The sequence below is a fragment of the Vibrio inusitatus genome, from assembly GCA_024346935.1.
Lineage (GTDB): Bacteria > Pseudomonadota > Gammaproteobacteria > Enterobacterales > Vibrionaceae > Vibrio > Vibrio inusitatus.
Genome location: AP024878.1, coordinates 2,329,236 through 2,356,043 on the forward strand (window position 1 = coordinate 2,329,236; position 26,808 = coordinate 2,356,043).

At 44.6% G+C, this 26,808-nt stretch carries 16 protein-coding genes, 5 tRNA genes and 3 rRNA genes; 8 read left to right on the top strand and 16 right to left on the bottom strand.

Annotated features, from left to right (window positions below; translation table 11 throughout):
- Nucleotides 1-107 precede the first annotated feature (107 nt).
- Entirely contained in the window at nt 108-848 is a 741-nt protein-coding gene (locus tag OCU48_RS10720) for a copper homeostasis protein CutC (protein ID WP_141345374.1), read from the top strand.
- Between the two features lie 24 nt (nt 849-872).
- Here OCU48_RS10720 and phoU read toward each other — a convergent pair whose 3' ends face one another.
- From phoU to OCU48_RS10740, 4 genes are all read right to left on the bottom strand, one after another.
- The gene (gene phoU / locus OCU48_RS10725) at nt 873-1,574 is read right to left on the bottom strand and encodes a phosphate signaling complex protein PhoU (RefSeq protein ID WP_141345373.1); all 702 of its coding nucleotides are present in this window, start codon (nt 1,572-1,574) and stop codon (nt 873-875) included.
- Between the two features lie 15 nt (nt 1,575-1,589).
- Nucleotides 1,590-2,408, bottom strand: coding sequence for a phosphate ABC transporter ATP-binding protein PstB (gene pstB, locus OCU48_RS10730; protein ID WP_141345372.1), 819 nt, complete (start codon nt 2,406-2,408; stop codon nt 1,590-1,592).
- The gene (gene pstA / locus OCU48_RS10735) at nt 2,398-4,029 is read right to left on the bottom strand and encodes a phosphate ABC transporter permease PstA (protein ID WP_141345527.1); all 1,632 of its coding nucleotides are present in this window, start codon (nt 4,027-4,029) and stop codon (nt 2,398-2,400) included. Before pstA ends, pstB begins: the two co-directional genes overlap by 11 nt.
- 61 nt (nt 4,030-4,090) lie before the next feature.
- Nucleotides 4,091-6,271 (bottom strand): ABC transporter permease subunit, encoded by a 2,181-nt coding sequence (locus OCU48_RS10740; RefSeq protein WP_141345371.1) that lies wholly within the window; start codon nt 6,269-6,271, stop codon nt 4,091-4,093.
- Nucleotides 6,272-6,471: 200 nt separating this feature from the next.
- Between OCU48_RS10740 and ppk1 the strand changes: the two genes are divergently transcribed.
- Together ppk1 and ppx are read left to right on the top strand one after the other, a co-directional pair.
- Nucleotides 6,472-8,565, top strand: coding sequence for a polyphosphate kinase 1 (gene ppk1, locus OCU48_RS10745; RefSeq protein WP_141345370.1), 2,094 nt, complete (start codon nt 6,472-6,474; stop codon nt 8,563-8,565).
- 4 nt (nt 8,566-8,569) lie between these two features.
- On the top strand, nt 8,570-10,102 hold the full coding sequence (gene ppx, locus OCU48_RS10750) for an exopolyphosphatase (RefSeq protein ID WP_208727131.1): 1,533 nt from the start codon (nt 8,570-8,572) through the stop codon (nt 10,100-10,102).
- A gap of 22 nt (nt 10,103-10,124) precedes the next feature.
- On the opposite strand, the gene OCU48_RS10755 is transcribed toward ppx, so the two are convergent.
- Genes OCU48_RS10755 through phoB form a run of 3 tightly spaced genes read right to left on the bottom strand, consistent with a single transcriptional unit; the run spans nt 10,125 to nt 13,114 of the window.
- Entirely contained in the window at nt 10,125-11,078 is a 954-nt protein-coding gene (locus tag OCU48_RS10755; protein ID WP_141345368.1) for a PstS family phosphate ABC transporter substrate-binding protein, read from the bottom strand.
- A complete protein-coding gene (gene phoR / locus OCU48_RS10760) occupies nt 11,075-12,388 on the bottom strand; it encodes a phosphate regulon sensor histidine kinase PhoR (RefSeq protein ID WP_141345367.1) in 1,314 nt (437 codons plus the stop codon). Before phoR ends, OCU48_RS10755 begins: the two co-directional genes overlap by 4 nt.
- Nucleotides 12,389-12,424: 36 nt before the next feature.
- Nucleotides 12,425-13,114 carry a phosphate regulon transcriptional regulator PhoB gene (gene phoB / locus OCU48_RS10765; RefSeq protein WP_141345366.1) on the bottom strand — a complete coding sequence of 230 codons (690 nt, stop codon included), beginning with the start codon at nt 13,112-13,114 and terminating at the stop codon, nt 12,425-12,427.
- Nucleotides 13,115-13,295: 181 nt separating this feature from the next.
- On the opposite strand from phoB, the gene rdgC reads away from it, so the two are divergent.
- From rdgC to OCU48_RS10790, 5 genes are all read left to right on the top strand, one after another.
- Entirely contained in the window at nt 13,296-14,204 is a 909-nt protein-coding gene (rdgC, locus tag OCU48_RS10770; RefSeq protein ID WP_141345365.1) for a recombination-associated protein RdgC, read from the top strand.
- A gap of 128 nt (nt 14,205-14,332) precedes the next feature.
- Nucleotides 14,333-15,706 carry a prephenate-dependent tRNA uridine(34) hydroxylase TrhP gene (trhP, locus tag OCU48_RS10775; protein WP_141345364.1) on the top strand — a complete coding sequence of 458 codons (1,374 nt, stop codon included), beginning with the start codon at nt 14,333-14,335 and terminating at the stop codon, nt 15,704-15,706.
- Nucleotides 15,707-15,709: 3 nt separating this feature from the next.
- Nucleotides 15,710-15,964: a YfhL family 4Fe-4S dicluster ferredoxin gene (locus OCU48_RS10780; RefSeq protein ID WP_017028938.1), complete on the top strand. Its 255-nt coding sequence runs from the start codon at nt 15,710-15,712 to the stop codon at nt 15,962-15,964.
- Nucleotides 15,965-16,068: 104 nt separating this feature from the next.
- A complete protein-coding gene (locus tag OCU48_RS10785; RefSeq protein WP_141345363.1) occupies nt 16,069-16,524 on the top strand; it encodes a DUF6314 family protein in 456 nt (151 codons plus the stop codon).
- A gap of 29 nt (nt 16,525-16,553) precedes the next feature.
- Nucleotides 16,554-17,384: a DMT family transporter gene (locus OCU48_RS10790; protein ID WP_141345526.1), complete on the top strand. Its 831-nt coding sequence runs from the start codon at nt 16,554-16,556 to the stop codon at nt 17,382-17,384.
- A gap of 540 nt (nt 17,385-17,924) precedes the next feature.
- Here OCU48_RS10790 and OCU48_RS10795 read toward each other — a convergent pair.
- The 9 genes from OCU48_RS10795 to clpB form a co-directional block, all read right to left on the bottom strand.
- Nucleotides 17,925-18,001: transfer RNA gene (locus OCU48_RS10795), tRNA-Asp, on the bottom strand.
- A 60-nt stretch (nt 18,002-18,061) separates the two neighbouring features.
- Nucleotides 18,062-18,177 (bottom strand): 5S ribosomal RNA (gene rrf, locus OCU48_RS10800).
- 92 nt (nt 18,178-18,269) lie between these two features.
- Nucleotides 18,270-21,159, bottom strand: a 23S ribosomal RNA gene (locus OCU48_RS10805).
- Between the two features lie 446 nt (nt 21,160-21,605).
- A tRNA-Val gene (locus OCU48_RS10810) sits at nt 21,606-21,681 on the bottom strand.
- A gap of 35 nt (nt 21,682-21,716) precedes the next feature.
- Nucleotides 21,717-21,792, bottom strand: a tRNA-Ala gene (locus OCU48_RS10815).
- Nucleotides 21,793-21,828: 36 nt separating this feature from the next.
- Nucleotides 21,829-21,904 (bottom strand) — tRNA-Lys (locus OCU48_RS10820).
- 2 nt (nt 21,905-21,906) lie between these two features.
- Nucleotides 21,907-21,982: transfer RNA gene (locus tag OCU48_RS10825), tRNA-Glu, on the bottom strand.
- Between the two features lie 126 nt (nt 21,983-22,108).
- A 16S ribosomal RNA gene (locus OCU48_RS10830) occupies nt 22,109-23,661 on the bottom strand.
- The 16S, 23S and 5S rRNA genes sit together here with 5 tRNA genes alongside, the layout of an rRNA operon.
- A 506-nt stretch (nt 23,662-24,167) precedes the next feature.
- Entirely contained in the window at nt 24,168-26,744 is a 2,577-nt protein-coding gene (gene clpB, locus OCU48_RS10835; RefSeq protein WP_141345012.1) for an ATP-dependent chaperone ClpB, read from the bottom strand.
- Between the last annotated feature and the right edge of the window lie 64 nt (nt 26,745-26,808).

The window sequence follows — 26,808 nt, forward strand, 5'->3', positions numbered from 1 at the left end:
GACTAATTTTTAAATACCCTACAAATCGCTACAAAAATAAACTCAAAAGAGCAACTAGCCTTAACGGCTGATATAATCACAGAAAATCACTTGGCCTACCTACACCTATGACCTATCAACTTGAAGTTTGTATCGACAATATAGAATCGCTGCACACGGCTATCCACGCTGGCGCTACACGCATCGAGCTTTGTTCTTCTCTTACTCTTGGTGGGCTTACTCCCAGCGTTGGATTCATGAAGCAAGCTAAACAAGCTTCTTCTATCCCTATTTATGCCATGATCCGGCCAAGACAGGGCGACTTTCTATTCTTAGAACAAGAGGTCGAAATCATGCTTTCTGATATTCAGGCTGCGAAAGATGCGAAGTTAGATGGCATCGTAATTGGTGCTTTAACCGCTGATGCTGAAATTAATGTTCCGGTTTGCAAAAGACTGATAAACGCAGCTTCAGACATGGGCGTAACGTTTCATCGAGCAATCGATCAATGCCAAGATATTGAACAAGCACTGGAAGACGTTATTTCCCTAGGTTGCGAACGAATACTGACATCTGGACAAAAAAGCACAGCACAGGCAGGTATCAACATATTAACTAAGCTACATCAACAAGCAGCAGGTCGAATTCAAATAATGGCAGGAGCAGGCGTCAATGCTAGCAATGCGCAAGAGATTTTGAAAAAGACAAGAATTAACGAACTGCACCTATCAGGAAAAACCGTGCGAGCAAGCAAGATGAACTCTATTCATAATGAAGCTCAAATGGGGTCTACTGATGTGGATGATTTTCAGATTCCAGTGACGGGGTATGAGGCTGTTCAGTCCGTTAAAAAACTTTGCAGTAAATGAGTCTGTAAACCTATAGAATAAGACTTATTCCTTATCTTTATATTTATAGATTTCTTCATCATCAGAGTGCCTAACATCTTTGCCCTTCACACAGTAAATGATGTATTCACAGATATTCTGACAACGGTCCCCAACTCGTTCTATAGCTCTAGCTGACCACATAACTTGCAAGATGGTTGGAATCATTTCAGGTTCATCCATCATATTCTGAGTCAACTGACGAATGATATTCTGATATTCCTCATCCACTCTATCGTCGATCTCATAGATGTTCGCTGCCGCATCGATATCAAGACGAGCAAAGGCATCAAGCACTTGATGAAGCATATCAATAGCTAATCGGCAAAGAGGCTCAAGGGCGTTTTGATAGCGAGGATCTGCACTTTTGTTTTCCAATGAGGTGCGAGCAAGATTTGAAGCGACATCACCAATGCGTTCGAGCTCGGTGATGGTTTTGATAATGGTCATGACCAATCTTAAATCACCAGCTGTTGGCTGGCGCCTTGCGATGATCCGAGTGCAAGCCTCATCAATAATAACTTCCATAGAGTTTACATTATGGTCTTCGGCTACAACCTTCTTCGCCAACTCATAGTCTTGCTTGACCAGTGAGCGCAACGCATAGGCCAATTGCTGCTCGACTAGCCCACCCATAGTGAGGACATGGCTTCGAATAGCCTCTAGCTCAACGTTGTATTGCCCTGATATATGGCGACCAGTATGCATTTAATTTACTTCTCCTTATCCTATTCGACCCGTTATGTAATCTTCAGTCTTCTTTTCTTTCGGTGATGTGAATACTGTGTCTGTATCTGCGTATTCAACAATCCTTCCCATATGCACAAACGCCGTATAATCGCTCACTCTCGCAGCCTGCTGCATGTTATGGGTGACAATTACCACTGTATATTTTGTTTTTAGATCATTGATCAGCTCTTCAATGGTAAGTGTAGATATAGGATCCAAAGACGAGGTCGGTTCATCGAGCAGTAATACTTCTGGTTCAATAGCAATAGCTCTGGCAATAACGAGTCTCTGCTGCTGACCTGCGGCTAGATTCACTGCACTTTCATGAAGGCGGTTTTTTACTTCTCCCCATAATCCTGCACCGCGCAATGCTTGTTCACAACAATCATCAAGTACTCGACTGTTCCTTATACCTTGTAAACGAAGCCCAAAAACCACATTCTCGTAAATAGTTTTAGGGAAAGGATTAGGTTTTTGAAAAACCATGCCAATTCTTCGTCTTAGCGCAGAGACATCCACTTCTTCATCGTAGATATCCTTACCAAGTAATCGAATATTCCCCTCGACTTTACATCCCTCTATCAAGTCATTCATCCGGTTGATGGAACGCATGATAGTTGACTTTCCACAGCCCGATGGCCCAATAAAAGCCGTTACTTTTCCTCTGGGAATTCGCATAGAGATATCATGCAACACCTGCTTTTGGCGATAGAAAAGGTTGAGGTTTTCTATCTCTATCGCAGTTTTATCTGCAGGTAGGTTAGCAACATCGAGAGGCTTCAATACATTTATGGTTGCAGGGCTAGAATACATGCTCATCAAATCCTAAATTTCGGTAACTGTTGCGTAAAGAGTTTCGTATGCGAATCGCGATTAGGTTCAAGCCAATAATAACGGTAACGAGCAACATAGAGGTCGCATATACCAATGACTTAGCACCTTCTAAATTGGTGGTTTGAAACCCTGCATCATAAATATGAAAGCCAAGGTGCATAAATTTACGATCTAGATGTATATATGGAAACTGACCATCAATCGGCAAGTTTGGTGCAAGTTTCACCACCCCCACCAACATTAGAGGTGCGACTTCTCCGGCCGCTCTTGCCACTGCTAAAATTAGCGCAGTAAGTACAGCGGGGAAGGCCATTGGCAATACCACTCTAAAAATAGTTTCAGACTTAGTCGCCCCAAGCGCAAACGCACCATATCTCACTGATTTAGGGATGCGAGACAAACCATCCTCAATCGTCACTACTACCACTGGTAAGGTTAGCATTGCTAAGGTCAAAGACGCCCATAACAAGCCAGGTGTACCAAAGGTTGGTGCAGGCAAGTTGTCAGAATAAAATAAGTCATCGATGCTACCACCAAGGGTGTACACAAAGAAGCCTAAGCCGAATACCCCGTAGACTATCGACGGGACCCCTGCGAGATTTTGCACTGTAATTCGAATTAATCGAGTCAACCAATTATTCTGAGCATACTCATGCAAATATAACCCTGCGAGCACACCTAATGGCATCACAGCCAGCGACATAAGTAACACTAGCAATATGGTGCCAAAAATAGCAGGGAATACGCCCCCTTCAGAGTTGGACTCGCGAGGTTCATCATATAAGAACAAAGCCCCCTGATGAAACCAGTGCGCGACTTTATCAAGTAACGTCATTTGGTTTGGATACCAAGCATTGATAATCAATGAAAAGCTGATGCTGTGAAGATCACCGTTCATATCCTTCACCACCAGCATACGTTGCTCGATTTGCTGGCGAATCTCTTCTATCTGCAACTCCGCTTGAGTTCTATTGGCATTTAACTGATCTTTGGTTGAGATTAATCGGGAAATTCGTTGCTTATCTGTCGATTTATCGGCTTGTAAGCGACGCAATGCTTGATCTGCTCTTCGCATCCCATCAGTTGCAGGCTCTACCTGTGTATCGACGATAGACTCTATCTTGTCTCTTTCATGTTGGGTGAGTTCAAGTAACGCTTTAATCTCTTTGGCAGAACTAATCGAATGTCTAGTCCCTTGCTCCTCAAAGGCTAAAACTCGACCAAAAAACTGCCCACCTCTTTTACGCTCTACCACCAATAAATCAGGTTCAGCGACAGGTTGTGACCAATCGTGAAAAAACTCAGAGACAAATTCCCCCCCATAGATATCTCGATTGCCAACCTTAATCACTAATCGCTCAAGTTCAGGGAGAGTTTGAACCTCTAGTTCACTTCGCAACGCACTAGGGACAGCTTGACGTTGGGTTATGGAAAGTTGAGACCACGGCACCTGTTGTCTTTGATATATCTGACCAATTAGTGTCTGCCCCGAATCATTCTTCCATTCATAAACCGTCTGTGGCCAGAAGTGACTCATGCCCTTCCAACCAATAAACAGCAGTACAGTCAGCATAGAGAGTATGCTGACTGACACTGCCATGGAAGTTAACCATATCCAAGGTTTACCCGATCTAAACCACTTAATCACTCAGTATTCCTGCCTATAGAGATCGATACTTATCACGAAGACGCTGACGAACACTTTCACCGACGCTATTCACAATAAAGGTAAACAAAAACAAAATTAATGCTGACAAAAATAGCAATCGATAGTGGGAACTTCCCACTTTTGACTCAGGCAACTCAGTCGCAATGGTTGCTGTTAATGAACGTAAACCTTCAAACACATTCCAGTCTGTAATTGGCGTATTTCCCGTGACCGTTAACACAATCATTGTTTCTCCCATGGCACGCCCTAACCCCAACATAATCGCGGATATAATGCCTGGGCTAGCGGTTAATAATACAACTCGAGTAAGGGTTTGCCACTCAGTAGCACCCAACGCCAATGCACCATTAGATAAATGCTTAGGCACAGAATAAATAGCATCTTCGGAAATAGTAAATATGGTGGGAATAACCGCGAAGCCCATAGCGATACCTACAATTAAGGTATTGCGCTGCTGATAATCCCACCCTTTATCGGCGAGAAAGTAAATCAATCCATCATTAAAGAAAATCTTATCTAAATAAGGGGAGTATTCAAACAACCCCCACCAAACCAGAACAATCGCTGGCAACAGAGTAATAAGGTGCAACCCTTTGGGTACCTGAGATTTCACCCGCATTGGTAGCAATGCCCATAAACCACCACATCCAAGAGCGGTAAGCGGAATGACCAAAATACTAAGCATAAATGCGAGTAGATTTTTCTCCATGATTGGCGCAAGCCAAACAGCAGCAAGAAAACCAATCACCAATGTGGGTAATGCTTCCATCAATTCGATAGCCGGCTTGATGGTGTTCCGCATCTTGGTCGACATGAAGTAGGCAGTATAGACAGCTCCTAGTACAGCAATAGGAACAGAGAAAAACATGGCATACAGCGCCGCTTTAATGGTACCAAACACCAATGGGACAAGGCTAAATTTAGGCTCGACATCCTCTGCTGACGCAGAAGTTTGCCATACATAATCTGGCTCAGAGTAACCTTCATATTGCACCTTTTGTGTCAGCTCTTTTACTGAGATTTCAGGATGAGGTGCATCAATGCGAAATCGCTGAACTTTGTCCTGATACACACTCATCAAATAACGATCATTTTGCGATAAGGTGCTCAGCAATGGAGGACTGTCAGTACTTATGTTTAAAATTGGCTTAGAACGTGTCGCATAAAAAAGACTGTGTGTACCATCGGCACCAATAGTCCAGAACCCCTTGGTAGTATGCTCTGAAAGTATATTTGTCACTTCAGAGCTCGTTATATATTTGCGAGCAGCCTGCAGGCGTCTTTCATTTTGAAAAATTAAGAACCAAAACTCCAAATCCTCATTGGCATTAGAGACAATGGCGCCTTTATCTCCGTTGAGAAATTTAAACTCTCTATTTGTTCCTTCTGGTGCTTTATCTTGGTGCTGAAACGCTAACCTAAATTCTGTAGTCCTAGTACGACGAGAAAATAACTTTATAGTGTCCCCATCAAGTACTACGACATAAAGCCCATCTCTAGCGATATAAAGGCCGTTGACATCTTCAAATGATGCTGGCAATGACGCTATCCGATAGTTGTTACCTGAAAAATAATCAAAGACTTCTACCTCTGCTTTACTGGCTCTAGCAATAATTGCACCAGCAGGCAGTAAGGAAAAATCAAAATATTGAGTATCGAAGTTGGGATTTTCGAATCGCAGAGCGGACAACTCACGATTTACTCTCAGATTGGGTGAGTACACTTTTCTGGTTTGCGAGTGAGAGACGATAAATTCGGGCATTACCACCTCTATATTGCCACTCGCATCTATCATCGCAGTCCATGGCTGCGGTGAATCCTTAGCAATGGCTACCGGATCTTTTTGCGCCAAGGCTCGGTTGATCACTTTAATCTCATCATCTAGCGAGAAATATAGAACCTCGCCTTTGTTATTGATTGCCGTTCCATTTCGCCCTGTATTATCAATATTGATATCAACGAATGAATCACCAGAAATTGGCAAGTGATATTCCGTTTGCTGATAAGTGGATGTACCAAAGATCGGCAGCGTTTCTGAAATGAAATAAATAAGAATACCGAATAAGCCCACCAGCATTCCCAGGCCACTAGCCTTGACCAATACAGTTATCACCTTGTCCTTGATAAGACGAGCTTTATTGGTCTCTTTTAACAACGATGTAGCCCTATTCATTTAGTGTGATCTTCTCTGATCTAGCGATTGTAACTCAAGCATTTGACATAAAGGTGACACAAATTAGTAATAGTTTGTGTGACACATTTCCTTACACGCAATGTGATAGCTGTCACATGACTGAAATCTAACTGCAATAATATTCTCTCCCCCCATTTTAGCACTAGACTTGCATTGCAAACTAGAAAACGGAACAGAAGATGAGCACAGAAAAACTGTATGTAGAAAAAGAACTTAGCTGGCTTTCTTTTAATGAACGAGTCCTTCAAGAAGCCGCAGATAAGTCGGTTCCTTTAATAGAAAGAATCCGATTTCTGGGCATATTTTCCAACAACCTCGATGAGTTCTACAAGGTACGATTTTCCGACGTTAAACGCCGTATCTTGATCAATCAGGAACGAGGTCGCCATGACAATTCAAAACGCCTGCTCAGTAAAATGCAGAGCAAGGCAATGAAACTCAATCAGCGCTTTGATGAACTGTACAACGAATTGCTTCTCGAAATGGCTCGCCGCCGTATTTTCTTAGTCAACGAAGCTCAGGTCAACGAAACTCAGCAGCAATGGTTAAGAAAATTTTTCCGTAAACAAGTACTGCCCCATATCACCCCTGTAGTGATGCATGAAGATATTAATGTACTGGATTTCCTCAAAGATGAATACGCTTACCTAAGCGTAGCGCTAGTTAAAGACAACGTATCCCAATATGCACTACTCGAGATCCCTACCGATCATCTACCGCGTTTTGTTATGGTGCCAGAACAAAAAGGAAAACGTCGAAAGACCATTATCTTGCTAGACAATGTGATTCGTCATTGCTTAGACGATATCTTCAATGGCTTCTTTGAGTACGATGAAATCAACTGCTATTCGATGAAAATGACACGTGATGCGGAATACGATTTAAGTCACGAGGTCGAACACAGTCTTCTTGAGCAAATGTCGGAAGGCCTGAGTCAGCGTCTATCAGCCATGCCTGTACGCTTCGTTTACGAAAAAAACATGCCTCGTGAGATGCTAGAGTTTCTATGCCGAAAACTTGAGATCTCCAACTATGACAGCTTAATACCAGGTGGGCGTTATCATAATTTCAAGGACTTCATTGGCTTTCCAAACGTAGGGCGTGAATACCTGGAAAATAAACCATTACCCCCACTTAAATCGGCTGTATTCGAGCAATACAGTAACAGCTTTGATGCCATTAGTGCTGAAGATATTCTGCTTCATTACCCTTATCACACCTTCGATCATGTCTCTGAGCTTGTTCGGCAGGCATCGTTTGATCCGAAAGTCATTAGTATTAAGATCAATATCTATCGCGTTGCAAAAGACTCAAAACTCATGAATTCATTGATCGATGCGGTGAACAACGGAAAAAAAGTGACTGTTGTGGTTGAGTTGCAGGCACGCTTTGATGAAGAAGCTAATATCTTGTGGTCAAAACGTTTAACTGACGCAGGAGTGCAAGTGGTTTTTGGTGCTCCCGGTTTAAAGATACACTCTAAATTGCTCTTGATTAGCCGCCGTGAAGGCGAGGAGATAAAACGCTATGCACACATAGGTACGGGTAATTTCCACGAAAAAACCGCTCGCATCTATACCGACTTCTCTTTGCTGACTGCTAAGCCAGAGATCACAGATGAAGTCCGCAATGTATTTGGTTATATTGAAAACCCTTATCGCCCTGTCGCCTTTCATCAATTGATCGTCTCTCCAAAGAACTCACGAAAGCGTCTCTACAAGCTAATAGATCATGAAATAGAAAACGCTGAATTAGGCAATAGGAGTGGACTCACCCTCAAGATCAATAACCTTGTAGATAAAGGACTGATCAACAAACTCTATCAAGCTAGCAGTGCTGGCGTTCCTATTCGTATGATTATTCGGGGCATGTGCTCTCTCGTTCCTGGCGTAGAGGGAATCAGTGAGAATATTAAAATTATCAGTGTGGTAGACCGCTTTCTTGAACACCCCAGAGTCATCATTACCGAAAATAATGGCGACCCTAAAGTGTTTATCTCATCTGCAGACTGGATGACCAGAAATATTGAGCACCGTATCGAAGTAGCAACACCAATTAATGATAATAAATTAAAGCAAAGAATCATTGATATTATGGAGCTACAATTTACGGATACCGTTAAGGCTCGATGGATCGACAAGGAGATGTCGAACAGATACGTGGCACGAGGAAATCGCCGCAAGGTTCGCTCTCAGATCGCTACCTACGAGTATATTAAACAAGTAGAAAAACAGGCTAGAAAACTGAGTGAGCAAACAATTGAAGCATCCTGACGTGATGCACAGCAGTGAAGCTATTCCAGAGAAAGATATTGCAGCCATTGATCTTGGCTCCAATAGCTTCCACATGGTTGTAGCAAAGGTGGTAGGACAAGACCTACAGATAGTCAGTCGTCATAAGCAGCGAGTTAAACTGGCCAGTGGACTGGATGCTCACAATAATCTCACTAATGAGGCTATGCAGCGCGGCCTCGATTGCTTGAAAATGTTCGCCGAACGACTAGACGGCTTCAAAAAAGGCAACGTGAGAATCGTTGCCACTCATACCCTACGCATTGCCAACAATGCCCACCTGTTTATTCAGAGAGCTCGGCAAGTATTGCCGTTCCCGATAGAAATCATTCCAGGGGAAGAGGAGGCGCGCCTTATCTACCTTGGAGTGGCTCACACTCAACCCGTATCAAAGAGCAAGCTTGTTATTGATATCGGTGGTGGCAGTACCGAGCTTGTGATTGGTGAAGGCTTTGAATCTGAATTGGTCAATAGCCAGCAAATGGGGTGTGTCAGCTATGCTCATCGTTACTTTAGTGATGGAAAGCTGAATACAAATAACTTTGTCGCCGCAATCCTTGCTGCGCAGAGAGAGTTAGAGTTTCTGGCTAAACAATACAAGCGACATGGCTGGGAGTTAACCTTAGGGTCATCTGGAACGGTAAAAGCCATTCGTGAGTGTTTGATTAGCCTGGAGTATGAAGACGGGATTATTACGCCAAAGCGTCTCAAGAAACTGGTGAAACACTTATGTGAATTTAAGAAGGTAGAGAAGATAGCGATCAAGGGCATTATCGAGGAACGACTCTCAGTACTAGCCCCGGGCGTTGCCATCTTACAAGCCATTTTGCAGTCACTAGAAATTGAAGAGCTTCATTATTCTTCTGGCGCTTTGCGTGAAGGGGCGATGTATGAAATGGAAGAACGCTTTGCCCATTCAGATATTCGTATGCGAACCGCCGAGAACCTAGCACTTAAACACAGGATCGATATCGAGCAAGCTAATCGAGTTAGGCAGCACAGCAAGCATTTACTCAAGCAGGTCATTGACGATACGGACTTAGAAAAGAGTAGTGAATTGGTCAAGTTGCTTAACTGGGCCGCCTTATTACACGAAGTAGGATTAAGTTTAAGCTATCGGGGTTATCACCGTCATTCTCACTACCTTCTTCAGCATACCAATATGCCAGGCTTCAATAGTGAGCAACAAAGGCTGATCGCTACCCTAGTGCGATTCCAAAGGAAGGCCTTAAAACTCAGTGAGATGGAAGAGTTTAGCCTTTATGCTAAAGAGGACATTCTTGAGCTGATTAAGATATTACGCCTCTCCATTGTGATTAATGTCTCCCGAAATGATATCAAAGCAAGCCTTTGGCAACTCACGATTGAGGATGGAGACTGGATATTGTCTCACTCAGATTTAGACCATTTGAGAGATAATCGCCTGCTGATCTCTGACTTAGAGCAAGAACAACTCTACTGGCAGAGTGTCGGTTGGGGATTAAGGTTCGAGTTCTGTGATTTACTTGAAGACAGATAGATAAAAGGGCTCTCAGAGCCCTTTATAATTTCAAACCGACCTTACCCAGTTCTTTTTGTGCCAATTCACGAGATATGGGGATATACCCTTCACGAGACACCGCTTGTTGCCCTTGCTTAGAGTAGATAAAGCGAATTAATTCTCGCTGACTTCGCGGCAATGCCCTATTCGGCTGTTTATTCACATAAATATAAAGCTGGCGGCTAAGTGGGTACTTACCACTAATAATGTTCTCCGGTGTGGGTAAAGTGTAGTTGTCATCAAACTCAGCAATAGGAAGTAGTCGAGTTCCTACTGCTGTAGACGCTACGCCTGAGTACCCTATAGAAGATACCGACGATGCCACACCCTGAACTACTGATGTGGCCCCTAACAACTCATTTACTGAGCTATCAAAGTCACCACCACAAAGCACTTTACTCTTAAATACACCATGAGTGCCCGATACCGGATTGCGACCATATTTCTGTATCTTTAACTTTCCCCAAGGTTGTAAAACCCCAAGGTCACTCCATGTATCGATGTATCGATTGGTGCCACAAAAGTAAGTGGTTGAAAAGATGGCATCTAATTCAACAAAGTTTAAACCTTGAATGGGATTGTCTTGATGAACAAACACACCCAATGCATCAAGTGCCACTACTAGTTCGATAGGTGCATAGCCATATTCACGCTCAAAAGCAGCAATTTCGCTCGGCTGCATTTCACGGCTCATAGGCCCAAACTGGGCCGTGCCCTGAGTAAGAGCAGGAACAGCAGTTGAACTGCCCGATGCTTGAACCTGAACATTAACACTAGGATAAAGGGCCGAAAACTCCTCTGCCCACGCAGTTATAATACCGGCAAGGGAGTCTGAGCCCACGGATGTTAAGTTACCGGAGATTCCTTGAATGGCTTTGTAATCAGGTAAAGGGGTTGATGCGCTACAAAATGACGTCACAAAAACCAATAAACCAGCAATCAATGAACGTCTCACGATGGCGTCAACTCCCTAGCCACTAAGCGCTTGGGAAGTACAAAGGAGAATTGACTGCCCTTGCCCACCTCACTTTGTATTTCTAACTGTGAATCATGGTGACTCAGAGTGTGTTTCACGATAGCCAAACCTAAACCACTGCCCCCCGTTTCCCTTGAGCGTGCCTTATCTACTCGATAAAAACGCTCTGTGAGTCTGTGCAGGTGTTGAGGTTCTATTCCCTCACCAGTATCAGCAACCTGCAAGTAAGCACCTTGCACGGTTTCATTCCAGGTAACATGAATATGAGAGCCTGCTGGAGTGTATTTCACCGCATTGTAAACTAGGTTAGAAATGGCACTGCGTAGCTGATCTTCATCACCCATGACCTTTAGTGACTCATCAATATCAAACTTAAGCTGATGTTCTTTGTTACCGCTCAATGCTTGTGCTTCTTTCTCAAGTACATGCAGCATACGAGGGACATCGACAATATCCTCGCCGCCCCCCATTGGCGCCGCTTCGATTTTAGATAACGTCAGAAGCTGATTCACCAAGCTATTCATTCGATTAAGCTGCTCAGTCATAACACCATGAGCTTTTGGCCACATTGGCCCTACCAGCATATCTGGATCGGCCGTCATTTCTAAGTAGCCCTGCAATACTGTCATCGGAGTGCGCAATTCATGAGACACATTGGCAAAAAAGTTGCGGCGCATACCCTCTAGGGTTTTCAATTGAGAGACGTCACGTACTACCATCAAGTGCTCACCGTCGGTATACGGCACAATACGCAATTCCAATATGCGTTCCACATTCAGGGGAGAACGCATCTCTAAAGGTTCTGAAAAGTCATTCTTGTTCAGATACTTAATAAAGTCAGGGGAGCGAAGCAGATTGGTAATAGGTAATTCAGAATCCTCTGGCCAACGAAAACCCAGCAGTTGCTGCGCCAATCGGTTACACCAAACAATATTACCTTCATCACGAAACACTACTACCGCATCGGGCAAGGATTCTGCACCATTGCGAAAGCGGCGAATAAGACCCGTAAGCTCTTTGCGTTTACGGCGTTGACGCTGTTGCAAGCGATACATGCCATTAAACAATGGCTCCCAGTTACCGGAGCTCGAAGGAGGCGACAGGCGCTTATCATTCCACAGCCACTGTGAGAAACGGATTTGATTATGCAGATGCCAACCTAATTGCAGTACAGTTGCAATCAGCAGCATCCATGGCATGTACCCTACAAACCATCCAAGCAAAATCCAAGGTGTATAAAAAAAAGCCAGCTCTAAAGCCAGCTTTTTCCATGTCAGTTTTTCTACCATCTAAAGGCGTACTCCAGAGTTCGACTAGCCTGCTGGTTAGGCTTTCGTCGAGAATCGGTAACCTGCACCGCGTACAGTTTGAACAAGTTTATGATGTTCAGTGGCTTCCAGCGCTTTACGTAGACGACGAATATGAACATCGACGGTTCGGTCTTCAACATAAACATTGGTGCCCCAAACATGGTTCAGAAGTTGCTCTCGGCTATACACTCGCTCTTGGTGAGTCATGAAAAAGTGCAGCATTTTAAATTCTGTTGGTCCCATTTCAAGTGCTTGGTCATTCGCAGTCACTCGATGTGATACGGGATCGAGACGCAGTCCTTGTACATCAATCACTTCTTCTGTAGAAGTGGGCGATGCGCGGCGAATCACAGCTTTTAGACGAGCAAGTAACTCTTTTGGTGAAAAAGGCTTAGTGATGTAATCGTCAGCACCGACTTCGAGGCCCTTAACTTTATCTTCTTCTTCTCCACGAGCCGTCAGCATCACAACAGGAATGTTACGCGTCATTTCATCACGCTTGAGGTGCTTGATGAAATTAATACCAGTACCACCAGGCAACATCCAATCTAAAAGGATCAAATCTGGAAAAGGTTCTTTAAGCATACTTACCGCGGTATCGTAGTCTTCAGCTTCTACCGTTTCATAACCTTTTTGCTCTAAAACAAAGCAAAGCATCTCGCGAATTGGAGCTTCATCCTCTACAACTAGGATTCTTCTAGACATTTTTCTGATAACCTCGATTATTCGTAAACTCGGCATATTATCTTGCTAAATTATGACACTTTTGTGTCTATTGAAAACAAAAAATCATAATAAATTCATCGCACAAGACGAATATTGTATTAGCCATAGGTATAAACCTTCCTTTATCATTAGGTTTTCCATTGCCATACAGAGACATATCATGTGGTTTAAAAACTGCCTCGTCTACCGCTTCAACCGTGAAGTAGACATTCAAGCTGAAGCACTTGAAGAGCAATTAAAAGAGTTTCAATTCAAGCCTTGCGGTAGCCAAGATAAACAAAAATTTGGTTGGTCTTTCGCGATGCCAGGCCAAGATCAATTACTCAGCCATGTAGCGCAAAATCGCATTCTGCTATGTGCAAAGAAAGAAGAAAAACTACTTCCTGCTTCAGTGGTCAATGACGCTGTGGCTAACAAGGTTGATATGCTTGAAGAGCAGGAAAACCGTCGTCTCAAGAAGACTGAGCGCGATACCATTAAAGACGAAATCCTTATGGATTTACTGCCTAGAGCCTTCACTCGTAGCCAACTGACTTACCTACTTGTTTCCATCGAAGACGGTGTCATTCTAGTGGATGCAGCCAGTTCTAAAAAGGCAGAAGATGCACTTGCACTACTGCGTAAAACTATCGGTAGTTTACCTGTCGTACCAGCCCTACCAGAGACACCTGTTGAGACAACATTAACAGCATGGATTAAGGGTGAAAGCCAACCAACAGGCTTCGAGATCCTCGATGAAGCAGAACTAAAATCAGCACTAGAGGATGGTGGCATCATCCGTTGTAAGCAGCAAGATTTACAAAGCGAAGAGATTTTAAATCACATCGAAGCGAATAAGTTTGTTACAAAATTGGCATTAAACTGGCAAGAGCGCGTCGAGTTTATCCTTGCAGAAGACGCGAGTTTGAAGCGAATTAAATTTGGTGAAGAGGTAAAAGATCAGAACGAAGATATTCCTCGTGAAGATAAAGCTGCCCGTTTTGATGCAGACTTTTCATTAATGAGCAGTGAATTGCTGGCCTTGGTGGGCAATTTACATACCGAATTAGGCGGTTTAGAGAAAAACTAATCCTACATTCTGTGACATGTATACTTTTTAGTGGCGATTTTTGCGACGATCCCGTAAAATTCGCCCTCCTTATATCTCGCTACAAGGTGGTGAGATCCTGACTTGAAATCAGAATAGAGTATATAAACATGTTCAAACCAGAATTACTTTCTCCTGCCGGCAGCCTAAAAAACATGCGCTACGCATTTGCATACGGTGCAGACGCGGTTTATGCAGGCCAACCACGATATAGTCTTCGTGTTCGTAACAATGAGTTCAATCACGAAAATCTACAAATCGGTATCAATGAAGCACATGCGCAAGGCAAGAAACTGTATGTGGTTTGTAACATCCAGCCTCATAACTCTAAACTAAAGACCTTTATCCGCGACCTTAAGCCTGTTGTTGAGATGGGCCCCGACGCTCTGATCATGTCAGATCCAGGTCTCATTATGATGGTTCGTGAAGCATTTCCTGAAATGCCAATTCATTTATCGGTTCAGGCAAACGCCGTAAACTGGGCTACAGTAAAGTTCTGGTCTACTCAAGGTGTAGAGCGCGTTATCCTTTCTCGTGAACTTTCGCTAGAAGAAATTGAAGAGATCCGCGAGCACTGCCCGGAAACAGAGCTAGAAATCTTTGTTCACGGTGCATTATGCATGGCGTACTCAGGTCGTTGCTTACTGTCTGGCTACATGAATAAACGTGATCCTAACCAAGGCACCTGCACCAATGCTTGTCGTTGGGAGTACAAGGCAGAGAAAGCAACGGAAGATGACACGGGGCAAATCGTTGAGATTCAAGAAGCGGTTACTCAAGAAAACCAAGAGCGTCCTGACAATACTCTAGGTCTTGGTAAGCCTACGGATGAAGTGATCTTGCTATCAGAATCTCATCGCCCAGAAGAAAAAATGGCAGCGTTTGAAGATGAGCATGGTACTTACATCATGAACTCTAAAGATTTACGTGCGGTTCAACACGTAGAGCGTTTAACTAAAATGGGTGTACATTCACTAAAAATTGAAGGCCGTACTAAGTCTTTCTATTACTGTGCCCGTACAGCTCAGGTTTACCGTAAAGCTATCGATGATGCTGTAGAAGGCAAACCATTTGATCCAAACCTACTAGGCACTCTAGAGAGTCTTGCTCACCGTGGTTACACTGAAGGTTTCTTGCGTCGCCATACACATGATGCTTACCAGAACTATGAGTACGGTTACTCAGTATCAGACTCTCAACAGTTTGTGGGCGAATTTACCGGTAAACGCCGTGGTGATCTTGCTGAAGTAGAAGTGAAGAACAAATTCTTGGTTGGCGATAGCCTAGAGCTAATGACTCCAGAGGGTAACGTTGTCTTCAATCTTGAACTCATGGAAAACCGCAAGTCTGAAAGCATCGATGATGCTAAAGGTAATGGACACTTTGTATTTATCCCAGTACCAGAAGATATGAACTTAGAGTTTGGCTTGCTGATGCGCAACCTAAGCGCAGGTCAAGATACTCGTAACCCATCAGGTAAATAATCGATGGCTCTATTGATCCAAAAAACGTGCATAAATTGCGATATGTGCGAACCTGAATGTCCTAACGATGCTATCAGCATGGGTGACTCTATCTACGAGATAGACCCAAACCTGTGTACTGAGTGTAAAGGGCACTATGACGCACCTACGTGCCAGTCGGTGTGTCCTATTACTAAGTGTATTATCACTGACCCTCAACATGTAGAGACTGAAGAGGAACTACTCGAGAAGTTTGTGATTATTCAGGGTATGGCGTAGAGCCACTTAAATTATCATCCTATAAAATCCGATATTCATTACTGACTATCGGATTTTTTATAACTAAAGCAAACTCCACTAATTTGGGAAAACCGAGAGCGACTATGTTTGATCTTTGGCAACAACTGCAATTGATTAATCACTACCAATACCAATCAAAACCTGGAGACAGTTCAGTTATGGGCTGGGCTGGAGAAGGCAGTGGTTCAGTCAACATAGAAATGGAAGGAAGCGACACTCTTTACTTTAAAGAGCAAGGGCGTTTCACTCTCAAGCAAAATGGACATACTGTCGATACTCAAAATGAGTTCATATGGCACCGTCTGAACGCTTCGAAAATTAAATTACTGCACAGTCGCTTCGGCAGAGAAAATGCAGTAGAGCTATTTGTACTCAGTTATAACACTGAAACAAAACAATGGATTAGTGACTCAGCACATGTTTGTGGTGATGACCTATATAGCGGCATGGCCAAATGGAATAATGACTCTATCGAGTTTAATTGGTCAATCAGCGGTCCGCGTAAACAAGAAAACTTGCATTATTGCTATACGAGGTAGTTTTGGGATATTTAATCGTTACAACGATCATGTGGTCGTTATCATTCAGTTTAATTGGTGTCTACTTAGCCGGACAAGTTGACGCATATGTCTCAGTTTGGATTCGTATAGCTTTAGCTGCAGTCGTTTTTTTACCTTTGATCCGCTTAAAAGCAGTTAAAAAATCTGAAGCTCTACAACTTATGGGGATTGGTGGTATCCAGTTGGGTTTAATGTACATTTTCTATTATCAATCATTCCTACTACTGACGGTACCAGAAGTGTTGGTGTTCACCGTATTTACCCCAATCTATGTCACCCTCATTTATGATGCTCTGAAAAAGCAATTCAACCCTCTCTATTTAGTCAGTGCCTTTGTTGCCGTTATCGGCGCTCTAGTTATTCGCTATGACAATCTAACAGAGGACTATCTTATCGGCTTCTTGGTTGTCCAATGCTCTAACCTCTGTTTTGCATTTGGTCAGGTTGGTTATAAGTTCTTCAAAGAGAGTCGTGAAGAAATGGCGCAACGGGATATCTTTGGTTGGTTCTATATTGGTGCTTTAGTCGTAGTTACCGTGGCTTGGGCTATTTGGGGCAAAGCTGAATTGCCTACAGACCCAACACAAATCGGTGTACTGCTTTGGCTTGGTATCGGTGCTTCTGGATTAGGTTATTTTTTATGGAACAGAGGTGCAAGCCAAGTAGATCCTGGTTACCTTGCCATAATGAACAACGCACTTATCCCAGCTGGATTGATTGTTAATGTCACTATCTGGAATCGAGACGTAGACATGACCCGCCTAATCATTGGTGGCGGCATTATTCTGTTAGCTCTGTTTATTCACTCAAAGCTCAAGCGTAAAACAGTTAATAGTTAATTCGCATAGATAAACGTAAATAGGCTGCCGATAGGCGGCCTTTTTTGTATTTGAAAAACGCTTTAGCTAGGCTCTATAGCTAAAGAATAACAACTAGCTTTGGTCTTATGAATTACTCTATTGATAGAGACTTAAACCATTGATACCAATTGAAGATATGAGTTCTAAAGACTTCTCGAGTGATCCATCGTTCAGTATTACAAAAGTGAGTAGATAAGACACTATGCAGGTCGTTTCTAGTCACTAAACGGTTGTTAGAGCATTAATCTAGATGACTTGAGTGCAACTAAGGTTAATGAACTAAGCGTTACAGTAGTTTTCTTCAGACGAGGAAAAGCTATAAAGGTTTCACCTTAATAGCGGAGTGATCGGAATTGCAACCAACTGGGACTCATTGCCGACAAGGGTAATAATTTCTTACGAGCAATAAAAAGCCCTAATCTTTCGACGCGAACGGCTAATCTGAGGCTTTGCTAGCTGCAAATCAGTGAACCACAAACGTAAAAAAGCCCTAGTCTTTCGACTAGGGCTTTTTATTAGTGGCGGAGTGGACGGGACTCGAACCCGCGACCCCCGGCGTGACAGGCCGGTATTCTAACCAACTGAACTACCACTCCGCACCTAATTTTTATTGTTTTGAAGTCTTACGTAAATGCTTCAATACAATCTAATTTAAAGCCTGGCGATGTCCTACTCTCACATGGGGAAACCCCACACTACCATCGGCGCTATTATGTTTCACTTCTGAGTTCGGCATGGAATCAGGTGGGTCCACAATGCTATGGTCGCCAAGCAAATTTTAAAATTCGGAAAGCTATTATCTAAAAGTTCTTAATACACATTCAAAGTTCTTACTTCGAGTCCACAAAACCCCTTGGGTGTTGTATGGTTAAGCCTCACGGGCAATTAGTACAGGTTAGCTCAATGCCTCGCAGCACTTACACACCCTGCCTATCAACGTTCTAGTCTCGAACAACCCTTTAGGACACTTAAAGTGCCAGGGAAGACTCATCTCAGGGCTCGCTTCCCGCTTAGATGCTTTCAGCGGTTATCGATTCCGAACTTAGCTACCGGGCAATGCCATTGGCATGACAACCCGAACACCAGAGGTTCGTCCACTCCGGTCCTCTCGTACTAGGAGCAGCCCCCTTCAATCTTCCAACGCCCACGGCAGATAGGGACCGAACTGTCTCACGACGTTCTAAACCCAGCTCGCGTACCACTTTAAATGGCGAACAGCCATACCCTTGGGACCGACTTCAGCCCCAGGATGTGATGAGCCGACATCGAGGTGCCAAACACCGCCGTCGATATGAACTCTTGGGCGGTATCAGCCTGTTATCCCCGGAGTACCTTTTATCCGTTGAGCGATGGCCCTTCCATTCAGAACCACCGGATCACTATGACCTGCTTTCGCACCTGCTCGAATTGTCATTCTCGCAGTCAAGCGGGCTTATGCCATTGCACTAACCACACGATGTCCAACCGTGTTTAGCCCACCTTCGTGCTCCTCCGTTACTCTTTGGGAGGAGACCGCCCCAGTCAAACTACCCACCAGGCACTGTCCGCAATCCCGATAAGGGACCAACGTTAGAACATCAAGCATACAAGGGTGGTATTTCAAGGACGGCTCCAACGATACTAGCGTACCGTCTTCAAAGCCTCCCACCTATCCTACACATGTAGGGTCAATGTTCAGTGCCAAGCTGTAGTAAAGGTTCACGGGGTCTTTCCGTCTAGCCGCGGGTACACTGCATCTTCACAGCGATTTCAATTTCACTGAGTCTCGGGTGGAGACAGCGTGGCCATCATTACGCCATTCGTGCAGGTCGGAACTTACCCGACAAGGAATTTCGCTACCTTAGGACCGTTATAGTTACGGCCGCCGTTTACCGGGGCTTCGATCAAGAGCTTCGACCGAAGTCTAACCCCATCAATTAACCTTCCGGCACCGGGCAGGCGTCACACCGTATACGTCATCTTACGATTTTGCACAGTGCTGTGTTTTTAATAAACAGTTGCAGCCACCTGGTATCTGCGACTCCTAGTAGCTCCATCCGCAAGGGACTTCACCGCCAAGAGCGTACCTTCTCCCGAAGTTACGGTACCATTTTGCCTAGTTCCTTCACCCGAGTTCTCTCAAGCGCCTTGGTATTCTCTACCCGACCACCTGTGTCGGTTTGGGGTACGATTTCTTATAATCTGAAGCTTAGAGGCTTTTCCTGGAAGCATGGCATCAATGACTTCACTGCACGTAGCAGCTCGACATCGTATCTCAGCGTTAAGAAAGTCCGGATTTACCTAAACTTTCCGCCTACATACTTGAACCTGGACAACCATCGCCAGGCCCACCTAGCCTTCTCCGTCCCCCCATCGCAATTATAAGAAGTACGGGAATATTAACCCGTTTCCCATCGACTACGCCTTTCGGCCTCGCCTTAGGGGTCGACTTACCCTGCCCCGATTAACGTTGGACAGGAACCCTTGGTCTTCCGGCGAGGGAGTTTTTCACTCCCTTTATCGTTACTCATGTCAGCATTCGCACTTCTGATACGTCCAGCAGCCCTTACAGACCACCTTCAACCGCTTACAGAACGCTCCCCTACCCCGCATACAAAAGTATGCAGCCGCAGCTTCGGTGTATAGCTTAGCCCCGTTACATCTTCCGCGCAGGCCGACTCGACCAGTGAGCTATTACGCTTTCTTTAAATGATGGCTGCTTCTAAGCCAACATCCTGGCTGTCTGAGCCTTCCCACATCGTTTCCCACTTAGCTATACTTTGGGACCTTAGCTGGCGGTCTGGGTTGTTTCCCTCTCCACGACGGACGTTAGCACCCGCCGTGTGTCTCCCGGATAGTACTCAATGGTATTCGGAGTTTGCAAAGGGTTGGTAAGTCGGGATGACCCCCTAGCCTTAACAGTGCTCTACCCCCATTGGTATTCGTCCGAGGCGCTACCTAAATAGCTTTCGGGGAGAACCAGCTATCTCCAGGTTTGATTGGCCTTTCACCCCTAGCCACAAGTCATCCGCTAATTTTTCAACATTAGTCGGTTCGGTCCTCCAGTTGATGTTACTCAACCTTCAACCTGCCCATGGCTAGATCACCTGGTTTCGGGTCTAATTCTAGCAACTCGACGCCCAGTTAAGACTCGGTTTCCCTACGGCTCCCCTATACGGTTAACCTTGCTACTAAAATTAAGTCGCTGACCCATTATACAAAAGGTACGCAGTCACGCTTCGAGGCGCTCCTACTGCTTGTACGTACACGGTTTCAGGTTCTATTTCACTCCCCTCACAGGGGTTCTTTTCGCCTTTCCCTCACGGTACTGGTTCACTATCGGTCAGTCAGTAGTATTTAGCCTTGGAGGATGGTCCCCCCATGTTCAAACAGGATATCACGTGTCCCGCCTTACTCGTTTTCACTTAAAATGCGTTGTCGGTTACGGGGCTATCACCCTATACTGCGAGACTTTCCAGACTCTTCACCTGACGCATTAAAAGCTTAAGGGCTAATCCAATTTCGCTCGCCGCTACTTTCGGAATCTCGGTTGATTTCTCTTCCTCCGGGTACTTAGATGTTTCAGTTCCCCGGGTTTGCCTCGTTATGCTATGTATTCACATAACGATACGTGCTTATGCACGTGGGTTTCCCCATTCAGAAATCCCAGACTCAAATGGTTATTACTACCTAATCTGGGCTTATCGCAAGTTATTACGTCTTTCATCGCCTCTGACTGCCAAGGCATCCACCGTGTACGCTTAGTCACTTAACCATACAACCCCAAAGGGTCTTGCTTAACGCAATACGCTTGCTACAGCGTAGTATGACGTTTCCAAGGTGCGTTATCTCTTTATTATGAGCGAGATAACATTCGATTTTGCCGGACTCAAATTTGAATGCACTCTGGCAAGAGTACATTCCCAAGAACACTTGAATGTGTGTTGGTACCTACATCATAAAGACGTAGGATTTGAGAACTTTTAAATTTGATTAACTTAATCAACAGCCTGAGCTGTTTTGTTTTACTTTATAAAAAGTAAATATAATTAAGCTAATCGTCAGCTTTCCAAATTGTTAAAGAGCATGATTTTCTAGCCAAAAGGCAATAAAAAAACATTTTCTAATTACTTTCAGTTACTTCGCTTAGGCGACAAAAATCCCAACCAGTATCAATTTCTTGTTCTGGTTTGGAATAAGTTTCCAAAAATAGTTAGAGAATGGTGGGCGATACCGGGCTCGAACCAGTGACCCCCTCCTTGTAAGGGAGGTGCTCTCCCAACTGAGCTAATCGCCCACATTTTATTGTTCAGTGGTATGAACATTCTAAGATGGTGGAGCTATGCGGGATCGAACCGCAGACCTCCTGCGTGCAAGGCAGGCGCTCTCCCAGCTGAGCTATAGCCCCATCTTAGGAACTATTTTCTCCCTTTAAAGGAGAAAATGGTGGGTCGTGCAGGATTCGAACCTGCGACCAATTGATTAAAAGTCAACTGCTCTACCAGCTGAGCTAACGACCCAATGGTATCCCGTAGGGGAGTCGAACCCCTGTTACCGCCGTGAAAGGGCGGTGTCCTAGGCCTCTAGACGAACGGGACACTAGATTTATCTTCACTCCGAAGAGTAAACACAAACTGTCGAAGCACCTTGGGAGGTGCTTCAAATCTCTTTACTTTCTAAACCATATCAATCTGTGTGGACACTCATCGTGAGTAATCATCGTATAAGGAGGTGATCCAGCCCCAGGTTCCCCTAGGGCTACCTTGTTACGACTTCACCCCAGTCATGAACCACAAAGTGGTGAGCGTCCTCCCGAAGGTTAAACTACCCACTTCTTTTGCAGCCCACTCCCATGGTGTGACGGGCGGTGTGTACAAGGCCCGGGAACGTATTCACCGTGACATTCTGATTCACGATTACTAGCGATTCCGACTTCATGGAGTCGAGTTGCAGACTCCAATCCGGACTACGACGCACTTTTTGGGATTCGCTCACCATCGCTGGTTGGCCGCCCTCTGTATGCGCCATTGTAGCACGTGTGTAGCCCTACTCGTAAGGGCCATGATGACTTGACGTCGTCCCCACCTTCCTCCGGTTTATCACCGGCAGTCTCCCTGGAGTTCCCACCATTACGTGCTGGCAAACAAGGATAAGGGTTGCGCTCGTTGCGGGACTTAACCCAACATTTCACAACACGAGCTGACGACAGCCATGCAGCACCTGTCTCAGAGTTCCCGAAGGCACCAATCCATCTCTGGAAAGTTCTCTGGATGTCAAGAGTAGGTAAGGTTCTTCGCGTTGCATCGAATTAAACCACATGCTCCACCGCTTGTGCGGGCCCCCGTCAATTCATTTGAGTTTTAATCTTGCGACCGTACTCCCCAGGCGGTCTACTTAACGCGTTAGCTCCGAAAGCCACGGCTCAAGGCCACAACCTCCAAGTAGACATCGTTTACGGCGTGGACTACCAGGGTATCTAATCCTGTTTGCTCCCCACGCTTTCGCATCTGAGTGTCAGTATCTGTCCAGGGGGCCGCCTTCGCCACTGGTATTCCTTCAGATCTCTACGCATTTCACCGCTACACCTGAAATTCTACCCCCCTCTACAGTACTCTAGCCTGCCAGTTTCAAATGCGGTTCCGAGGTTGAGCCCCGGGCTTTCACATCTGACTTAACAAACCACCTGCATGCGCTTTACGCCCAGTAATTCCGATTAACGCTCGCACCCTCCGTATTACCGCGGCTGCTGGCACGGAGTTAGCCGGTGCTTCTTCTGTCGCTAACGTCAAACACATAAGCTATTAACTTATATATCTTCCTCACGACTGAAAGTACTTTACAACCCGAAGGCCTTCTTCATACACGCGGCATGGCTGCATCAGGCTTTCGCCCATTGTGCAATATTCCCCACTGCTGCCTCCCGTAGGAGTCTGGACCGTGTCTCAGTTCCAGTGTGGCTGATCATCCTCTCAGACCAGCTAGGGATCGTCGCCTTGGTGAGCCATTACCTCACCAACTAGCTAATCCCACCTGGGCATATCCTGAAGCGAGAGGCCCGAAGGTCCCCCTCTTTGGTCCGTAGACGTTATGCGGTATTAGCTATCGTTTCCAATAGTTATCCCCCACATCAGGGCAATTTCCCAGGCATTACTCACCCGTCCGCCGCTCGACGCCCAATAAATCACCCGAAGGGTCAATGTTGTCGTTTCCGCTCGACTTGCATGTGTTAGGCCTGCCGCCAGCGTTCAATCTGAGCCATGATCAAACTCTTCAATTAAAGTTTTTTTGGTCTTTCGACCGGCTCAATGAATACTGACTTCAAAACTGTTCCTTACTCGAAAGTAAGAAGTAATTTTAAAGCTATTATCGTTCCAACAGAACGATAATGAATTGACTGTGCCAATGATTAAAAATCATTGTATTGGTCACTCAGTTCATTGATAAATCTTTTCGATTATCATCAACGAGTGCCCACACAGATTGATAGGTTTAAATTGTTAAAGAGCGTTGCTTTTCAAGGGTTACCTCTCCAAGCGGACGGCCTATTCTAATGAGATAATTATCAGTGTCAACCACTTTTTTATTAATCATTTCATCTTTTTAGCACCGTTTGTTGCCTGCGATGTTTATCGTGACAACGGAGGCGCATTATAAGAATAAAACGCCCTCTGACAACCCCTAAAAAGCACTTTTTTCAATAAAACGCACCAACCGTTTACTTTTCAGGCAAAGCAAACGTTTTCGTGGTGAATCTATCATGAATCAAACCAGTAATTTAGTGAATTAGCCTTGTCTCGCTACGATATTACTGTCTTCAACAATCAATTCTATCTGCTCGCCTGGAGCAAATTTTCCTGACAATAGTGATTTTGCCAATGGATTTTCAATATATTGCTGAATAGCCCGCTTAAGTGGTCTTGCACCATAAACAGGGTCGAAGCCAATATGAGCAATTTTATCCAGGGCTTCATCGGTAATAGACAGTTGATACTCTTTTGCCTCTAAGCGCGCAATTAATGCTTGAAGCTGAATAGAAGCAATATTGCGAATATGTTTTTCACCTAGAGGGTGGAATACGACACTTTCATCTACACGGTTTAAAAACTCTGGACGGAAATGACTTTTCACTATTTCCATTACCCGCTCTTTCATTTGTATATAAGATGCCTCGCCAAATCCCTCTTGAATTTGCGCTGATCCTAAGTTCGAGGTCATGATTAAGACGGTATTACGAAAATCAACAGTGCGACCTTGTCCATCAGTAAGTCGCCCATCATCAAGTACCTGCAGCAGTATATTGAATACATCAGGGTGAGCTTTCTCTACTTCATCCAAGAGAATGACCGAATAAGGTTTACGTCTTACTGCTTCAGTAAGGTACCCACCCTCTTCGTAGCCCACATAACCAGGAGGTGCACCTACTAATCTAGCAACAGAGTGTTTTTCCATGAACTCTGACATATCAATACGAACCATTGCATCCCCACTATCGAACATAAAGTTCGCTAGTGTTTTGCACAGTTCGGTCTTACCTACACCGGTTGGACCTAGAAATAGGAATGACCCAATTGGCTTATTGGGATCTGAGAGCCCCGCACGACTGCGACGAATTGCATCAGAGACTGCACTTACCGCCTCATTTTGTCCGATAACATTTTCATGCAGCTCGTCTTCCATGCGAAGTAGCTTCGACTTTTCAGCCTCTAGCATTTTCGCGACAGGAATACCGGTTTGTTTAGATAGTACCTCTGCAATTTCTGCGTCCCCTACTTTGTTCTTAAGTAAGGTCAACTCCTTCTGTTCAGCTTCAGAGGCAAGTTGTAGTTGTTTCTCCAACTCCGGGATACGACCATATTGCAGCTCAGACATTCTATTGAGATCGCCAGCTCGACGAGCAAACTCAATATCTAAACGCGCCTGCTCTAACTCTGCTTTTATATTTTGCGTACCAGATAACGAGGCTTTCTCAGCAACCCACACCTCATCAAATTCAGCATACTGACGTTCTTTATCAGACAACTCTTCATTAATAAGCATTATGCGCTTACGACTCGCATCATCATCTTCTTTATTCAGCGCTTGTTGTTCCATCTTCAATTGGATGATTTTACGATCAAGCTTATCCATCGCCTCTGGCTTAGAGTCAATTTGCATACGAATAGAAGACGCCGCTTCATCTATCAGATCAATCGCCTTATCTGGCAATTGCCGATCTGAAACATACCGATGTGATAACGTCGCAGCTGCAACAATAGCTGGATCTGTAATATCAACATGATGGTGAAGCTCATACTTCTCTTTCAAACCACGAAGGATTGCGATGGTGTCTTCCACGCTAGGTTCATCCACCAGCACCTTTTGGAAACGGCGTTCAAGCGCGGGGTCTTTCTCTATATATTGGCGATGTTCATCTAATGTTGTCGCTCCTACGCAGTGAAGCTCACCTCGAGCTAATGCCGGTTTTAGCATATTGCCAGCATCCATAGCGCCATCGGCTTTGCCTGCACCAACCATAGTATGCATTTCATCGATAAAGAGGATGATATTACCCTCTTCTTGAGCCAATTCATTAAGCACGGCTTTCAAGCGCTCTTCGAACTCACCTCTATATTTGGCACCGGCTATCAGAGCTCCCATATCCAAAGAAAGTACGCGACGACCTCGAAGCCCTTCTGGAACTTCATCATTAATGATGCGCTGTGCAAGTCCTTCGACAATAGCCGTTTTGCCTACACCCGGTTCACCTATAAGCACCGGATTATTTTTAGTTCTGCGCTGTAACACTTGAATGGTGCGGCGAATTTCATCATCTCGTCCAATAACAGGATCAAGTTTGCCTTGTTCTGCACGAGCAGTAAGGTCAATGGTATATTTCTCCAATGCTTGACGCTGCTCTTCTGCATTAGGGTCATCGACCTTTTGACCACCCGTGATCTTTTCGATTGCTTCAACGATTTTCTTTTCGGTTACGCCTTGAGACTTGAGCATAGGCCCTAGTTGGCTGCTATCATGAATCGCCGCTTGCAAAAATAATTCAGATGAAATGTAGCTATCGTTGCGCTTTTGGGCGAACTTATCGCACAGGTTAAGTAGCTTGGTCAGTGATGAAGAAACTTGAACTTCAGCAGACATGCCACTGACTTTTGGAAAACTATCCAGCTTTTCTGATAATTGAGCTCGCAGTTGCGTAATATCAACCTGTATCAAGGTCAATAATGGCCTGACGCTACCTCCCTCTTGATTGAGCAAAGAGAAGAGTAAATGTGACGGCTCGATATATTGATGATCTCGGCCTACTGCCAAAGATTGGGCATCAGAAAGTGCGGCTTGAAATTTACCGGTTAAACGATCGTAACGCATGTTGGCCTCCTGAGAGCAATTAGTGATTATCTAATAATCACATGGTTGCATCAAAAGACGATTT

What these genes read in the sequence shown, in the direction of transcription:
- pstA (WP_141345527.1), bottom strand. Translation starts at nt 4,029, where the DNA reads ATGGCAGTGTCAGTCAGCATACTCTCTATGCTGACTGTACTGCTGTTT.
- trhP (WP_141345364.1), top strand. Translation starts at nt 14,333, where the DNA reads ATGTTCAAACCAGAATTACTTTCTCCTGCCGGCAGCCTAAAAAACATG.
- clpB (WP_141345012.1), bottom strand. Translation starts at nt 26,744, where the DNA reads ATGCGTTACGATCGTTTAACCGGTAAATTTCAAGCCGCACTTTCTGAT.
- OCU48_RS10740 (WP_141345371.1), bottom strand. Translation starts at nt 6,271, where the DNA reads ATGAATAGGGCTACATCGTTGTTAAAAGAGACCAATAAAGCTCGTCTT.
- phoU (WP_141345373.1), bottom strand. Translation starts at nt 1,574, where the DNA reads ATGCATACTGGTCGCCATATATCAGGGCAATACAACGTTGAGCTAGAG.
- OCU48_RS10785 (WP_141345363.1), top strand. Translation starts at nt 16,069, where the DNA reads ATGTTTGATCTTTGGCAACAACTGCAATTGATTAATCACTACCAATAC.
- rdgC (WP_141345365.1), top strand. Translation starts at nt 13,296, where the DNA reads ATGTGGTTTAAAAACTGCCTCGTCTACCGCTTCAACCGTGAAGTAGAC.
- phoR (WP_141345367.1), bottom strand. Translation starts at nt 12,388, where the DNA reads ATGGTAGAAAAACTGACATGGAAAAAGCTGGCTTTAGAGCTGGCTTTT.
- OCU48_RS10790 (WP_141345526.1), top strand. Translation starts at nt 16,554, where the DNA reads ATGTGGTCGTTATCATTCAGTTTAATTGGTGTCTACTTAGCCGGACAA.
- OCU48_RS10720 (WP_141345374.1), top strand. Translation starts at nt 108, where the DNA reads ATGACCTATCAACTTGAAGTTTGTATCGACAATATAGAATCGCTGCAC.
- OCU48_RS10780 (WP_017028938.1), top strand. Translation starts at nt 15,710, where the DNA reads ATGGCTCTATTGATCCAAAAAACGTGCATAAATTGCGATATGTGCGAA.
- ppx (WP_208727131.1), top strand. Translation starts at nt 8,570, where the DNA reads ATGCACAGCAGTGAAGCTATTCCAGAGAAAGATATTGCAGCCATTGAT.
- ppk1 (WP_141345370.1), top strand. Translation starts at nt 6,472, where the DNA reads ATGAGCACAGAAAAACTGTATGTAGAAAAAGAACTTAGCTGGCTTTCT.
- pstB (WP_141345372.1), bottom strand. Translation starts at nt 2,408, where the DNA reads ATGTATTCTAGCCCTGCAACCATAAATGTATTGAAGCCTCTCGATGTT.
- phoB (WP_141345366.1), bottom strand. Translation starts at nt 13,114, where the DNA reads ATGTCTAGAAGAATCCTAGTTGTAGAGGATGAAGCTCCAATTCGCGAG.